The 14,695-nt window shown below is 58.9% G+C and carries 14 protein-coding genes; 12 read left to right on the forward strand and 2 right to left on the reverse strand.

The window, feature by feature from the left end:
* Nucleotides 1–40: 40 nt before the first annotated feature.
* Both G3572_RS16035 and G3572_RS16040 read right to left on the reverse strand, forming a co-directional pair.
* Nucleotides 41–3,835 (reverse strand): S8 family serine peptidase, encoded by a 3,795-nt coding sequence (locus G3572_RS16035; RefSeq protein WP_164613719.1) that lies wholly within the window; start codon nucleotides 3,833–3,835, stop codon nucleotides 41–43.
* Nucleotides 3,836–4,540: 705 nt separating this feature from the next.
* Complete coding sequence (locus G3572_RS16040; RefSeq protein WP_164613721.1) at nucleotides 4,541–5,005, reverse strand: helix-turn-helix domain-containing protein; 465 nt, start codon at nucleotides 5,003–5,005, stop codon at nucleotides 4,541–4,543.
* Nucleotides 5,006–5,415: 410 nt separating this feature from the next.
* Here G3572_RS16040 and G3572_RS16045 point away from each other — a divergent pair, with 410 nt between their 5' ends.
* The 12 genes from G3572_RS16045 (at nucleotide 5,416) to G3572_RS16100 (ending at nucleotide 14,672) form a co-directional block, all read left to right on the forward strand.
* Nucleotides 5,416–7,257, forward strand: a complete 1,842-nt coding sequence (locus G3572_RS16045) for a transposase (protein WP_164613723.1) — start codon at nucleotides 5,416–5,418, stop codon at nucleotides 7,255–7,257.
* A 36-nt stretch (nucleotides 7,258–7,293) separates the two neighbouring features.
* Nucleotides 7,294–8,076, forward strand: coding sequence for an AAA family ATPase (locus G3572_RS16050; RefSeq protein WP_164613726.1), 783 nt, complete (start codon nucleotides 7,294–7,296; stop codon nucleotides 8,074–8,076).
* Nucleotides 8,076–8,423 (forward strand): hypothetical protein, encoded by a 348-nt coding sequence (locus G3572_RS16055; protein WP_164613728.1) that lies wholly within the window; start codon nucleotides 8,076–8,078, stop codon nucleotides 8,421–8,423. Before G3572_RS16050 ends, G3572_RS16055 begins: the two co-directional genes overlap by 1 nt.
* Nucleotides 8,423–8,803, forward strand: coding sequence for a hypothetical protein (locus G3572_RS16060; protein WP_164613730.1), 381 nt, complete (start codon nucleotides 8,423–8,425; stop codon nucleotides 8,801–8,803). Before G3572_RS16055 ends, G3572_RS16060 begins: the two co-directional genes overlap by 1 nt.
* Nucleotides 8,803–9,225, forward strand: a complete 423-nt coding sequence (locus G3572_RS16065; protein ID WP_240335582.1) for a regulatory protein GemA — start codon at nucleotides 8,803–8,805, stop codon at nucleotides 9,223–9,225. The genes G3572_RS16060 and G3572_RS16065 overlap by 1 nt, the downstream gene beginning before the upstream one ends.
* Before the next feature lie 449 nt (nucleotides 9,226–9,674).
* Complete coding sequence (locus G3572_RS16070) at nucleotides 9,675–10,565, forward strand: Mu-like prophage major head subunit gpT family protein (protein WP_164613732.1); 891 nt, start codon at nucleotides 9,675–9,677, stop codon at nucleotides 10,563–10,565.
* A 9-nt stretch (nucleotides 10,566–10,574) separates the two neighbouring features.
* Nucleotides 10,575–11,540, forward strand: coding sequence for a phage protease (locus G3572_RS16075; RefSeq protein ID WP_164613733.1), 966 nt, complete (start codon nucleotides 10,575–10,577; stop codon nucleotides 11,538–11,540).
* A gap of 350 nt (nucleotides 11,541–11,890) precedes the next feature.
* Nucleotides 11,891–12,163 (forward strand): terminase gpP N-terminus-related DNA-binding protein, encoded by a 273-nt coding sequence (locus G3572_RS16080; protein WP_240335583.1) that lies wholly within the window; start codon nucleotides 11,891–11,893, stop codon nucleotides 12,161–12,163.
* Between the two features lie 155 nt (nucleotides 12,164–12,318).
* Entirely contained in the window at nucleotides 12,319–12,828 is a 510-nt protein-coding gene (locus G3572_RS16085; protein ID WP_164613737.1) for a hypothetical protein, read from the forward strand.
* Nucleotides 12,825–13,478, forward strand: a complete 654-nt coding sequence (locus G3572_RS16090; protein ID WP_164613739.1) for a hypothetical protein — start codon at nucleotides 12,825–12,827, stop codon at nucleotides 13,476–13,478. The genes G3572_RS16085 and G3572_RS16090 overlap by 4 nt, the downstream gene beginning before the upstream one ends.
* On the forward strand, nucleotides 13,471–13,848 hold the full coding sequence (locus tag G3572_RS16095; protein WP_164613741.1) for a hypothetical protein: 378 nt from the start codon (nucleotides 13,471–13,473) through the stop codon (nucleotides 13,846–13,848). The genes G3572_RS16090 and G3572_RS16095 overlap by 8 nt, the downstream gene beginning before the upstream one ends.
* 203 nt (nucleotides 13,849–14,051) lie before the next feature.
* Nucleotides 14,052–14,672: a hypothetical protein gene (locus tag G3572_RS16100; RefSeq protein ID WP_164613743.1), complete on the forward strand. Its 621-nt coding sequence runs from the start codon at nucleotides 14,052–14,054 to the stop codon at nucleotides 14,670–14,672.
* Nucleotides 14,673–14,695: the final 23 nt, after the last annotated feature.

Raw genomic sequence — 14,695 nt, forward strand, 5'->3', positions numbered from 1 at the left:
TCACAGACGGACGCAGCCCGACGAGACCGCCCGAGGGCGATCAGAACACGAAGAAATCGGTGTGGCTCAGCGCTAGCCCCGCATCGAGCTGCGCAAATTTCACAGCCGCCACGCCGCCCTCGCCGTCACTGTCATAAAACAGATCGCCCAGATCAAAGGCATAGATGATGCGGTGATCGGCAGTCGCGTTTTCACCGGCGGTCAGCGAGGCGAAAGCGGTGGCCGCAAGCCCGCCGAAGGGCAACACGTCAAAGATCGCCGCGCCCAGACCGATGCGGTCGAGCAAGACCGTGAAGTCGAGAATGACGTCGACATTCGCGGGCCCGAGACCGGTGTCGAAGATGAAGACATCGGCACCCGGTCCGCCGGACAGTATATCATTGCCAAGGCCACCGATCAGGGTGTCGTCGCCGCGTCCACCGCGCAGCACATCATCGCCCGCGCCCGCGTTCAGGACGTTGGCGCCGTTATTGCCGATCAGCAGGTCTGCGCCGGCGTCCGAGGTGACATTCTCGATGCTCCGCAGGGTGTCGAGGCCATGATTGGTGTTCTGCGGACCGGTCTTCCTGAGATCGACCACGGTGTCGATCGCGCCTGTGAACAGGGCGGTATCCGTGCCGGCACCGCCGATCATCAGATCGTCGCCGACGCCGCCCTCGAGCGTATCATCGCCGAGGAGGCCGCTCAGGCTGTCGTTGCCCTCTCCGCCGCTGAGGAGGTTGGCGGCACCGCTGCCGATCAGCCAGTCATCGCCTTCGCCCGAGAACAGGTTTTCAATCCCGAACAGCCTGTCCACACCATGCCCGGTATCCTGTGCTGCGGTCGTCCTCAGATCGGCAACCGTGTTGACCGCACCGGTGAACAGGGCGGTATCACTGCCCGCGCCGCCGCGCAGAATGTCATTGCCGGTGCCGCCTTCGAGCACATCATCGCCTGTGCCGCCGTGCAGATCGTCATTGCCCTCGCCGCCCGAAAGGCTGTCGTGACCAGAGCCGCCATTCAGGATGTTGTTCGCGGCATTGCCGATCAGGTGGTCGTTTCCCGCGGAGGCAAGGATGTTTTCGATGCCGACAAGCCTGTCGAGCCCGTGACCGGTGTTTTGTTCGGTCGTGATGCGCAGATCGACAAAGGTGTTGGCCGTTCCGGTGAAAACGGCGGTGTCATTGCCGTCACCGCCATCGATCACGTCATCGCCAGCGCCACCGCGCAGCGTGTCATTGCCATCGCCGCCTTCGAGATTGTCATCATCTGCGCCGCCATACAGCACGTCATGCCCCCTGCCCCCGAAGAGCCGGTCCGCGCCGTCACGCCCGACGATAATGTCGTCACCACGGCCACCGTGGAATTCATTGGCAAAGCTGTTGCCGTAAATCCCGTCGTTGCTATCGCCGCCCACCGCGTTTTCGAACGCGCCTTGCAGGCTTGCCGCCGCAACACCACCCAGCGCCAGTGACCCGCCGGTGTCATTCAGGAACAGTTCGATCTGTTCAGTCACCGCCGCCAGGTTCAACCAGTCTCTGCCGCCATCCGCCTCGACGATCTGGCTTCGGGCAGGATCAAAGCCGACCATCGTCATGAATTCGTCGGTGATGTGATGCACGGTGTCGGGGCTGTAACTGGAGCCGTAGATATCAAGCTTTGCGTCGCGGATGAAATCGCTGCGCGATGTGTTGCGGTCGATGATGTTCAGCGTCCATGTTCCTGCCGACAATTCGCCGCGCAGATGGTCGATGCCGAAGGTCCAAGGCCAGGCCACACCCCAACTGGAGTCTCCTGCGCGATCCGAAACCACGAGGGACGTGCCATCAGGCGAGGTCAGGGTGATGAACAGGTCCCAGATGTATCCGGTAAAGTCGAGGGTCAGCGCCACATGGTCGATGAAGACATTCTCGATGATATCGATCGTTCGGGTAACGCCGCCGGCAATGGCAGAGGTCGCGTTGACATTGAACACGGCGCTGCCGCTGGCTTCAATTTCGTTCTGGCTGGTCTGCGCCTCGCCGAACAGGCTCCAGACCTCTGCCATCCGCACGGCGTTGTAGGCATTTACGGTGCCGTAACCGTAATTGGTATGGATATGCATGCCGCCGCCGTTCCAGTTCGCGGCGGAGTTGCTTTGCCACACGCCATTTTCGTTGGCCCCTGCAACTGTGGCGGTATAGGCAGACCCGACAAATGTGGCCGAATTGGCGAGGATGTTCTGCACATCGCGCCAACCGAGGTCGGGGTTTGCCTCGAGCATCAGCGCGACAACGCCTGATGTGACAGGGGCCGACGCCGAAGTCCCGCCAAACCGGGATGTGTATTCCCCGTCGCTATAGCCAAACCTGCTCTGGGAGGTAAATGCACCCGTGCCATCGTTGAACAGGACGTACAGCGTGCCGAACTCTTCGCCGACGACCGCGTCCATGTCACCATCGTCATCGATATCGGCAAAGGTGGGTGCGCTGAACCTGCCGACATCGAAGCCGTTAAACGGATTTGCGGCGCCGGTTGCTACGGTAAAAACTCCCGCGCCGTTGTTCAGGTACGTACGCAGCGTTCCATTTTGGGACCCCACGACCGCGTCCATGTCACCGTCAAGGTCGATGTCGACGAAGGCAGGTGTGCTAAAACCCTCGACAATCAGCCCGTTGAAAGGGTTGGCGCCCCCGATGGCCTGCGTGAAAACCCCCGAGCCATTGTTGAAAAAGGTGAGCAGCCCCCCGCTCTGATTTCCTAGCAGGGCGTCCATGTCGCCGTCGCCGTCAATGTCTGCAAAACTGGGCGTGCTGTATGAACCGATGTCCACCCCGTTGAAGGGATTGTCGGCGCCCGTCAATGCGGTGAACACGCCCGCGCCTTCATTACGAAAGCTTCGCAACTGGCCGTTTGCTGCCCCTGACACCAGATCCGCTCGACCGTCACCGTCAAGATCGACAAAGCTCGGGGCGGTCAGGCCAGTGATGCCGTTGAAAGGGTTTGCGGCGCCTGTTGCCTGGACGAAAGAAGTGCCGGTATTGATGAAGGTGTGGAGCGCGCCAGGGTCGGTCCCCACCACCACGTCCAAATCGCCGTCGTCGTCAATGTCGACAAAACTCGGGGTGGAGTAAAGCGGAACGCTAATCAAGGAAAGCAGATTGTCCGCATCATCGGTCCGGTCGGTGGTGAAAGCGGCGGCCGGGGCAGCAACAAGAATGCTGGTGCCGTGGTTCGAATACCAAGCCGCCTGCCCCGAAAGGGTCGCCGCAATGGTGGCCGTAAAGCGAGAGGCGTTGGCGACCGAGCCATTTGAGTCGATGGAATTGTTGCCCGCCGATTGCACGATGACTGTGCCAAACCCGCCACGCCCCGTTGCCACCAGATCGGAATAAATGGCGTCGAGCGTCGGTTCGTAATCATAAGGATAATAGTCGGGCGTACGGCCCCAACTGTTGTTGATGACGTCAAATTTGACGCCCTGCTGCATGACATTCATAAAGGGGTTCATATCAACAGCGTTGATAAAACCATAAACGCCGGCATTGAAAACATTCACGCCGGTCAGCGTCGCGCCGTGCGCCACCCCCACCGAGCCGGTGCCATTCATCGCAGCGCCGATCAGGCCGGCGACAGCGGTGCCGTGGCCATCGGCCGGACCGACCGGAAACGGGTCCACCGGATTGTTCGAGTCGTTCACAACATGCAGCGAGGCATCGTAATTGACCGCAAGATCTTCATGCAGGTAGTCGATGCCGTCATCATAGATACCGACCTTGACTCCGGCCCCCGAATAATCGGCCCAGATTGTCTCTATGTCCCCCAGCATGGGGAAATGCCACTGGAGCGGATAAAGCGGATCGGTCGGTGCTGGCATTTTGGCCTGCCTCTTGGATGAAATGGTTAAATGCCCGAACACACCACGCCGTGGTAAACCGGCGGTGGCGGGCATGGGTCAACGGTCGGCGGTGAAAAAGGACAAGGCGAGAGCGGAGAGCGAGTCATCCGCACGGGTGCAAGACTTTGGACTTGGGACGGTGCGAGGCGGCGCGAAAAGGTTTCAGCGGCCCGAGAAACGGCAAACACAGTTTGAGCGGACCTTCGCACCAAACACCCCCAAAGGAGAGATTACACAACCCGCGGTATGACAGACCCATCTGAAAGATAGGTAACGCTCTCTTAATAGTGCATCACGCCGCGAATCAACAAATGATTCGTATCGATTGGAACTTTGGAAAAGCCAGATTCGTCCGGCGGAAATGGCGAAAGCTGGCCGCCCGCAACCACAGCCACCACCCTGGCCGCGCAAAGCTGTATCGCGGCACAGCCTGCCCAAAATTTTTTTGTTTATTCAACATAGTTTATACCCTATCGCCGCACGGGGTGATTTGCTGCACGCTGACGCGCGACAAATTAAACCGGAACGGCGCGGCGCGATTGCGGAACCATTGCGAAAGCGTATAGTTCTTTAAAATCAAATGGTTATGGTGTTTCATTCCGAAATAATTGGTTGCACTTTCGCAAAAGCTAACCTATTGATTTCATTGGATGCACCTGCGATTGCGGAACCGATTGCGGAACCTCACTTCGCGGCGAAAACCTCGTCATATGCGATAAGGGAAACGATGTTGAAGGCGTCATCTGACCCGCTTTCGGCCATTGCCTCTTGAACGTCTTTGCAGGCCTTTGACCAATAGATAGGCCATGTCGCAGCGGCCTGTCCGGACCGTTCAAGAAACGCCCTGTAATCTTTCGCTATGTCCCCGAAGTCTCGCATCAGGCGAAGCATGGCAAGTCGCATTGCCGCACTTTCAACCAAGCTCATGTCAACAATGCCCGTGGAGAATGCAGACCAGTTGATGTCGCCTTCCGCAACGCGCTGATATCGGTCCGGCACGCTGTTCCGGTTCCGCCAGTTCGCAACTGAACTTCGGCTGATCATCAGCTTGGCGGCAAGGTCACTGTCGGAATCGACACGGAACCGCGCCTTCAAACGTTCGATGATTTCCCCTGCATCATTCACAGTTGACCGTCCCATTGTGAACATGTAGTGTTCATTGTGAACAACGTCCCCCAATGGGAAGCGCCGAGTCACATGAATACACCTTCTCCCGAGCTTTTGAAAGACGTTCGCGCCGAGCTTGTCCGCCGCGGATCGTCGTTGAAGGCCTTTTGTGAGGCCCATGGCTTCGTGAGACAGCATGTCGGGCAGGTCGTGTCCGGCAAGCGAACCGGGCCAAAGGCAACTGCCCTTGCGGCGGCATTTCTGGCAAAGGTCAGAGAAACCAAATGAGTATCGTTGGAGTGGACCAATTTGCAAAGGTGATGGGCATCGGTGACCGGGCCGCGCGAAAGGTCTTTTCCAACGCCGCCCTTGGCAAGCCGTGGCGGGGACAGGTTCTGCCTGTGGTGGCCCTTCCCGGCAACCGTGGGGGCAAGGCGGGGATGGTCTGGGGCTTGGCGCTGGATCACTGCCCACCGGCCTTGCGCGACCGTCTGGACGCCCTGTTGCCGGTCGTTCAAAGCCCCTTTCAAACACCTGTTAAATGCCACGTTGAAGACTGGCAATTTGAGGAACAGAAGGCGCGGCTTCGGATCATCCAGCCCATTCTTGAGGCCCCGAAAGGCACGGCGGAACGGGCCGAACGGTTCCGCATTGTCGCGGCAACCTTGCAGGCCATACGGTCGCAAACCGTCAAGATTCCCGAAAGCACCCTGCGCGATTGGGTGAAGGCGTTTGAAGAGCGCGGGCTTGTCGGCCTGTTGCCGGACCAGCGCAGCGACCGGGGGCAATTGCGGGTCATTGTCACGCGGGAATGGGATGCGGCGATTGATCTGCCCGAGAAGGCTTGCCGGGGCATATCTGAGAAACTGGTGAAGTTCGCGCGTAGCTTGATAGCCAATGACGGCACGGCCATTCGTGAAGTGTTGAGGCTTGCAAGCAAAGAGCTTTGCCGCCTGTCCCTTGAGGCCGAAAGCAAGCTTTTGGTCCGGGATTTGCAGCCGTTATGCGGCCTGAACACCAAATGGGCCGAGCGGCATGATCTGGACAGTTACTATCTGATTTATTGGAAGAAGAAGGACAACAAGAAGTTTCAAGACAAGGTTCCGCCGCGCGTCCGGCGCGGCCTGCACCCTGTTCCCATGGGTCTGCTGATCGGGGACGTTCACTATGTTGATATTCTGGTGGAAGAGGCCGGAGAACCTGTCCGCGTTCGCCTGATCGGATGGCTTGATGCGTCCAGTATGTTCCTTTGGGTGACGCCCGTCTTCCTGAGCAAAGGCAAGGGAGTCATTCAAGCAGATGTGGCGGAATCGCTTGCACAGGTGACCATGTGCCCACATGGGGGCATCCCGCAAGAATACTACCTCGACAACGGAGGCGAGTATTCGGCACTTGCGGGGGCTATGCAGCGGCTTTCTGTCGTTGCGGAAATTGACCACAAGGTAACTCTCGCCAAGCCTTACAGCCCGACAGGAAAGGGCGGAATCGAAGGCCTTTTCAACATCTTTGAAGGGATACTCAAAGGTCTTCCGGGGTGGATTGGCGGTGACCGCACCAACAAGAAGACGGTCAACAAGGGCAAAGTGGTTGAGCCTTACCGCAAGGGCCTTGCACAGTTGGAACAGGATATTAGGGATGCGGTGGCGATCTACAATAGCCGCCCGCAAAGCGCCGGAAGCCGCCTTGCAGGCCTGTCGCCGAAACAGATGCTTGAAGCCAAGATCAAGGCAACGGGTTTCCATCCGCGCAACCCAGATGCAGAAACCTTTGACCTGATATTCAGCCAGTCCGATACACGCATGGTGCGGCAAGGCTGCATCAATGTGGATGGGCGGCAACATCACAGCAACTGTCTGGACGGCCTGTTGCCGGGTGACACGGTGGAAGTGTTCACGCCCTTGCGCAAAGACAGGGGCTACGTCTTCGTGCGCACGCCCAAGAAAAAGGACATCGTTCGGATCGACCTCTTGCCAATCTTTGCAGATGGGAACCGCGACGGAGCAAGGCTGCAAGGTCAGCTTGAAGCCGGGGTCAATCGGGCAATCCGCGACCTGTCGCGCGACATTGACCCGAACCTGTCCACCTTTGAAGCCCAGAAGGCGGCGGCGGACATGACGCCGCCCATGGCACCTTCGCCCGATATCTGGACACGGGCCATCGACAAGACCAACCGGCCCATATCGGAAACCGACCTTGAAGAACAGGAAGACGCCCGCAAGCGGCGGCTTCTGGACGACCTGTTTCCCCGTTCGGGGGACCAGACAAGCCGAGAGGCCAGCGACGGCAATCGCTGACCCCTCTTTATGCAACCCATGATCGGAGAAGATCACATGTTAGATATGCACTTGGATAGGGTTACCATCGAAACCCGCGCCCATTCAATCCTTAAGGAAGTCGCGGGGCAGATCATTGCGACGGCAGGCCTTGGCATCATCCGGGGGCCTGTGGGCATTGGCAAAAGCTTCGCGCTGGAGACCATCCGGCGCGACCTCGAAGCGAACGGGGACCGGGTGTTGTTCCTGACCTCTTCGCCCGAAGTGGAAGGGTCAATCGGTTCCTTCGCCCGCGCCATGCTTGCGCCTTATGGCATCAGCGGCGGTGTCGCCAGTTCCGCAGTCGAATCCCTTGCTGACCTGATCTTATCCGGTTCCCCTTTCCGGGGCTTTGGTGAGCGTATCCTTGTGATCATCGACGAAGGCCAAGGCCTCAAGACGAACATTCTGGAAATGCTGCGCGGCCTCTGGGATCGCGGCGACGCCGCGCGCCTTGGCGATACTTTCGCCCCCGCCTTCGGGCTGTTGCTTGTCGGGAACGACTCCTTCTTCAACAAAGGGGGCCGGACCAAAAAGGCAGAGTTCCGCCCGCTCATGTCGCGCGTTACGCATGATCTGGAATTGCCCCGGCCTGATCGGGCCGAATATGCCGACCTTGCCCGTTGCCTGTTGCCCGAAGCCGAAGATCTGCGCCCGATGCTGGAAGCCTTCGGCCATGACAGCGGCAACCTTCGGGCCGTGGCGAAAGCGCACCGTCAGGCCGTCGCCTTGGCGGGGAATGGCCCATTGACCGCCGAACATCTGCGGCGCGCCATCATGTTCTGCGGGGGCCGCAAGTGATGGACCGTCAAGACGTGCTGATCCGGCTGACGATAACCAAAGAGGAAGCCGAAATGTTCAGGGGCCGTTGGGCAATGATCGTTCCGCTTTCGTCAGAGGAAGCGGATGAACTGCGGGCCATCTTCAACGTGACCCACGACACGTTGCGCAAGATCGCGCAAGCCCTGTCCACCTTGGGCGTGGTGCTGGATACGCGCGGTTCGGACGAACCGGACGTGCGCAAGGTGCTGGATATGTGGCTGAACCCGACCCGACAGAATGAGGCGCTTATGGGTCGCGGGCGTGAACTCTTGGGCCGCGCAAAATTCGTGGGCGGCGTGGAAGATGGAAAGGATCGCGCTCAATGATGCAGGCTGATCAAGAAGACTACCGCGTCAAGAATGCGCGGGAAGGCAGGGCCATCTATGTGCCGGGTAAGAGTGCCGAGGAAATGAAGGCAATCATCGCGGCCGAGAAGGCCGAGGCAGACGCAAAGGTGCCGCCCCTCAAACTGACGGCCGAGGAAGCGACCACTTTTGCCGATGCGATCGACACTGTTTGCATTCGCATGAGCCAAGCGGAAAATGTCTTCGCACTCTTGGCCCGTATTCAGCAAGACGGCGAATACGAAGGCCACCATGGCCTTGCCGATATGGCGCATCTTGCCGCCGCCGCACTTGGCGCGCTTGGCAATTCCGAACTTGATACTTTGAACAAACTCTCAAACCGGATCATGACCGGATCATAATGGAGGCAAATATGGCGATATCCCCGCGTCAAATCAGCCTGATAAAATTGGCTGTTCGGCAATTGAAAATACCGGATGATGTTTACCGCACGGCGCTTGCGCAATTCGGCGTCACGTCCTGCACCGAGTTCGACGCCGAAGGCTTTAATGCCTTCATGGCATGGCTTGAGCGTGTCGGCTTCCGGCCAATGGAAAAGAAGGGGCCGGATTATGGTGAGCGTCCCGGCATGGCATCGCTTGCACAGCTCGAGCTGATCCGAAACCTTTGGAACGAACTGACCCACCATCATTACCAGACCGAAGACCAGTTGAACGCATGGCTATTGCGCACCTTCAAGGTATCGTCCTTGCGCTTTGTCACGAAGCCGCTGGCACAGAAGATCATCACCGCCTTGAAGGCCATGCGCCAACGCGCGGCCTGACCTGGGCGAAGGGACGATGGGGGCGGCGCCGAACGGTTCCGCCCCTCTCTTTTGCCGGACTTCGCCAGAGGCCCGGAAAACGGCCTTCTAGGCCCCTTCGGGCCACTGCCCCCCGCGCAAACCCGCCACCCCGTTTAAAAACGCCTAGAACCCGTTTAATTTTGCAAGTGTATGGTCGGTGTTGGGTCACACTTGACGCAGGCGGGCGAAAAGGGGCATCTTCCGGGCATCCGATCCAGCCAAAGTGTCCCTCGTTCCCCAACGCGACACCTTGCTAAATCTGCCCTCCGCATTGAGACGAACTGACCCGCTTTTGTCCTGGAAGATCCCCCGCGCAAGTGGACATTGATCATCCCTCACGGGTGTGCGGATTATCCCGATTTCCCAGTTCGGTTACACCTTTTCCCAGCAACCCGCACCGCGCGGGCAAATGGACAAAGGGCCTGACTATGATCATCAACAACGAAAATCTTGACCTTGTGTTCCGTGGTTTCAAGGCCACCTACACAACCGCTTATCTCGCCGCCCCGACGCATGGTGACAAGATCGCCATGACCGTTCCGTCTGCCTCGCGGGAAGAAACGTATGGCTGGCTTGGGGCTTTTCCGAACATGCGGGAATGGATTGGGCCGCGCCATGTGAAAAGCCTTGAGGCGCATGGCTTCACCATCAAGAACCGCAAGTTTGAAAGCACGGTTGAAGTCAACCGCGATGACATTGCCGATGATAAGATCGGGGTCTATGGTCCAGCGTTTTCGGAAATGGGGCAATCGGCAAAGCGTCACCCCGAAGAACTGATCTTTGGCCTTCTGGCTTCTGGCTTCGATACCAATTCTTATGACGGACAAAACTTCTTCGACACTGACCATCCCGTGAAGGATGAGAATGACAATGAAGTCACGGTGTCGAACATGCAGGCCGGGGCCGAACCGGCTTGGTATCTTTTGGACACCTCGCGCGGTGTCCGCCCGATCATCTGGCAAGAGCGTGAACGCTATGAGTTCAGCCAGATCACCCGCGCCGATGATCACCACGTCTTCATGAATGACAAGTTTGTCTATGGCATCCGGGCGCGGGTGAATGCGGGCTTCGGTCTGTGGCAACTGGCTTTCGGGTCCAAGGCCACTCTGAACGCCGCGAATTACGCCCTCGCCCGCGCGTCCATGATGCGCTTTACCGCCGATGGGGGCCGCAAGCTGGGCGTGTCTCCCACGGTGATGGTTGTTCCGCCCGAACTGGAAAGCGCGGCGCTGGCCTTGCTGAACACAGAGTTCGGCCCGAATGGCGAGTCGAACATCTGGAAGGGCACGGCGCAACTGATCGTGACCCCCTACCTGTAAGGCGCGCGCATGTCCGCCCTGACCCTTGCCACCTGTGACAATGCCCTGCCGCCGGGTGGCACAGCGCCCGAATGGGTGCATCTGTTGCCCGCCGGGAACATGCAGGGCCGCGACGGGCGGGCCTATAGTCTGCCTGATCCGGCAGGCGTGATCCTCGACTTCCAAGAGCGCGGCATTGATCTGCCGGTGGATTATGAACACCAGAACGACAAGCCAGAGGCCAAGCTGAAAGGCCCGGTTCCGGCGGCGGGCTGGATCAAGGAACTTGCCCACAATGCAAGCGGCCTTTGGGGCCGCGTCGAATGGACGGCGACGGCGCGCGAGATGATCGGGCGCAAGGAATATCGCTACCTGTCGCCTTCGTTCTTCCACAACAAGAGCGGCCAGATCATGCGCCTGAAAGGCGCAGGGCTGGTGCATGAACCCAACCTTCACTTGAAGGCCCTTGCCAGTCAGGAAGCCCCGATGCTTGACCCCAAGACCAAAGCAAACCCGAACCCTGAAACCGGGCCTGTGTCACCGCTGATCGCGCGGCTGGCCAAGGTCTTGAACCCCTCGCCTGATGCGACCGAAGAAGAGGTGATGGACGCCCTTGAAGCTTGGCTGACCGAAAAGGAAGCCAAGCCCGACCCGAAGAAGTTCATCCCGGTGGAAGCCGTGCAACAGATGTTGCAAGAGCGGCACCTTGAAAAATCCGTCATGGCCGAAGGGCAAGCGCAACAAAAGGTGAATGACGCCATCCGCAAAGGCTACTTCCCGCCCGCCCTTCGGGATTGGGCCATTGCCTTGTGCCGCGAAGACGCAAGCAGCTTTGACGCTTTCCTATCCGGGTCTGCACCGGCCTATGCCCACCTTTCGCAAGAGTTGATCAGTGGCGTTCCGGCAGGCAATCCCCGGTCTGTAGCGCAGACCGAGGCCGAAGCCGCGATTTGTGCCCAGCTTGGATTGAAGCCGGAGCAACTCGCCACCGGCTGACACCAGTTTGTCCCCTGTCTCACAAGCGCAGGGGACAAAGGCCGGACCGTTCGCCGACCGCGCCCATCGGTCCAGTGGGTGAAGGAAGGGAACGGTTCGGCCCACAAGATTGCCGCCTCTGTTCAGAAGCCGGGGGCGACAATGCAGGCCGTAAAGGAGAACCGGCCATAGCTGGCCCCCGTGAAACCCGCGTTTGGCTGGCGTTGGTGGATGGGGGCCAGCTCGCAATTCCCCTTCATTCCCCAGAAGGACGCCTGCTCAGGATGACCGACCGCAAACACCTTCCCACCCGTCCCATGCCACAACCGACAGCACAAGTGCAGGCATATGTTGACGCAATGGGACCTGAATTGACCGTCCGTTTCCTGCTCGCCTTTGGTGGCGCTGAAATGGCGGTTCCCGATAGTCCGAACGGGCGTTCCGCCCATGAAGCGCTGATCGGTTCAGAAGCCGCCGCGCGCCTGTCTGCCGCCAAGGACAAGCTGCAAAGGCGCGTCCCGCTTGCAAAGGCATGGCTTGCCGCCATGCTTTACTGGCAGGGCCATTCCACCGCCCATATCGCTCGCACTTTGCGGGTGTCAGATACATCGGTTCGCAACATGCTGAAGGACAGGAAGGGATGAACCGACTTGAGCCTGAAGCCTGTTCGATTCCGCCAGATGAGCGACAAAGGCTAAGAGATGAGTGTGCCAGAATAATCTGGAACCCTCGCTGGGTTGAGTATCGTCTACATTGGATCGCACGCCGTTTGGAGCGAGACGGCCATCTGGAACTGCCTATGACCCCCGACGAGGAGGCATCTGGCGAATACGTGAAGCTGCTTCATGAAGCGCAGCGCGGCAAATACACCAAGTTAGAATACTCGGCACACATTGGCGATGCGGTCTGGTCGGACTATTGGTGGTATCATGGCGGCACTCTCGGACTGAAACCGAGAGACAATCTTCTGCCGGCAAACGTCACCAAAAAGAGCCGTCGTAAGGCCCCCGAAGGCAGCCACTGCGAAAGTGTCTATATAACAAGGAAATGGTCTGTCGCAAATTACTACGCGCATCAGTTGCGATCTGGAGTGATATACCAGTGTGCGCCAGAAGGAAAAATCAGGCCAGAAGTGCGAGAACTTCGTGCTCTGATGGTTGTCAGCGAAGTGCCGGGCTACATGCCCCTGACCACGCTGCAAATGTGCCTCCTCGTTGAGGGTTTCACCTGTGACAAAGCGTTGGTAATCGGTTCGCAACATCCCCAGCATGAACGGCATGACGACGACGCGAATGGAGAGTTCGCATGAACCGACTCGAGCCGGAAGCCTGCCTGATACCACAAGAAGATCGGGTGAAGCTTCGTGCAGCGCTGCCATCCCTGTGGGTCTTGCCATTTAAAAGGGGTGACCATAGGCGATTCTTTCGCCTCGTCGCACTCATTGAAAAAAACCCAGATTGGTGCCAAGATCTTACCTCGGAAGAGTTGCCTTCTGGCGAATATGTAAAGCTGCACCATGAAGCCAGACGCAATGGAAGCCACTGGTCTGATTACTGGTGGTTGCACGGTGGAATACGCGGCAGGAAGCCCGGTGAGTATCTTTTGCCTGCATCCGTAACTGGGCAAGATCCCAGACAAGAAGGTAACAGCTTTCCGCGACGCAAAGACTTTGTGTTTATCTGCCGAAACGATGTCTTTGCGAATCTGTATGCCTGCCATCAATCAGACGGTGTGATATACGAGGTTGCCCCAGATAACCCAATCAGGCCTCAACCGTCCCACTTGCGGGCGCTGATGATCCTTTGGGAAGACCCGAAGCTTGCACATGTGCCTGGCTCTATACTTATCGAAATGCTGGAAGGCTTCACCTGTTCTCGGGCAAAGGTGATCGCGACAAGAGAACGATCACTTCCTTGGTATCATGACGATCAGGCGGGAAGGCCACGGCGCCATGACTGACCAGCCCGGCACCGCCCTCGCCGTTCTCGCCCAAATCCGCGCGCAAGCCCGCGCCGGTGCCGAAGCGCTGGACGGCTTGAACAGGGCGGCAGAGGCCCTTGAGGGCATTATTCAAGAGGGGCTTGAAGGGCCGTTTAAGGGGGTGTTCAACGCTCTGCCAAACGGGGCTGTTCGCAACAAGCCGCGTGGCAAAATCGAGCAAGATCCGGAGTTGCAAGCCTTCATCGGCGCCCGCGTCATGACTCTGACCTTCCCCGAGGTCGCGGCGCAAGTCGCCGCCCACTTCCCCCCAGAACGCCGCGTCACAACGTCCAGCATCCACCGCTGGTGGCATCGCCGGGGCAAGAAGTCACTCCCCTCAACCGGCTGATCCTAAGCGTTCCTAGGTGATCCTAGATGCAGCGGCCAGATACCGGCCATTCCGGTTTAATTGGTAACGTTCTGATTTAATTGGTTACACAACAACGCTGCGGAAATCCACTTGCCCCCCGGATCGCTTCACGCGATTGAGCGCCGGGGGTATATCCTTTGATTGCACTGCGCAGGGCATGCTGGTGAGAAGATGGCACTGAAATGACAGAACGGGTCGTGGTCTTTCTGGGGGGACGCTTGACGGCGCCCGATTCACCGCCGAGCGAGAGCAGCGGGCGGGTGCGTCAGCTGGCACGGCAGGCGAGGAAGGACGGAGCGGACGCCGTTTTCTTCAGGCACGGGTTTTCGGGCGGACTTTACGGGTATTTCGACACCCGTGGCTTCATTCCGCTGGGCGAGATGCCCGAAAGGGTCGAAGCCGCGTTTGACGGCGTTCCGACGCGACGGGCTGTCTGTATTTCAGCCAGCGGGGTGACGGCGATCAACCTGGCCATCCGCGCGCGGTGCGACATGATCCACGGGCTGGGCGCGCTGACCCATGTGGATGAGGCCATCTGGCAGGAAGACCCGCGTCTGGCCGATCCTGCCTCCAGCCTTGCGATCAATCAGGGGCTCGAATTGGGCTGGGGCGCGGATAACGCGGCCATCGCGCGCGAAATCGGGTTTAAAGGAAAGCTGATCCTCGCCTATGCCGCGAAGAACCCGCTCGATTCCCGTCATGCCATGCATATGGCCGATTTGCCCGGCGCGACCCTGCACGGGATCGCGCGGCGAGGGCATGTCTTTTGGAAAAGCTGGGCGGATTACAGCCTTTACACCTGATGACGGGGCCAAGGCGGGCAGGC

It is taken from the genome of Pseudotabrizicola algicola (assembly GCF_010915705.1).
In the GTDB taxonomy this organism is placed as follows: Bacteria; Pseudomonadota; Alphaproteobacteria; order Rhodobacterales; family Rhodobacteraceae; genus Pseudotabrizicola; species Pseudotabrizicola algicola.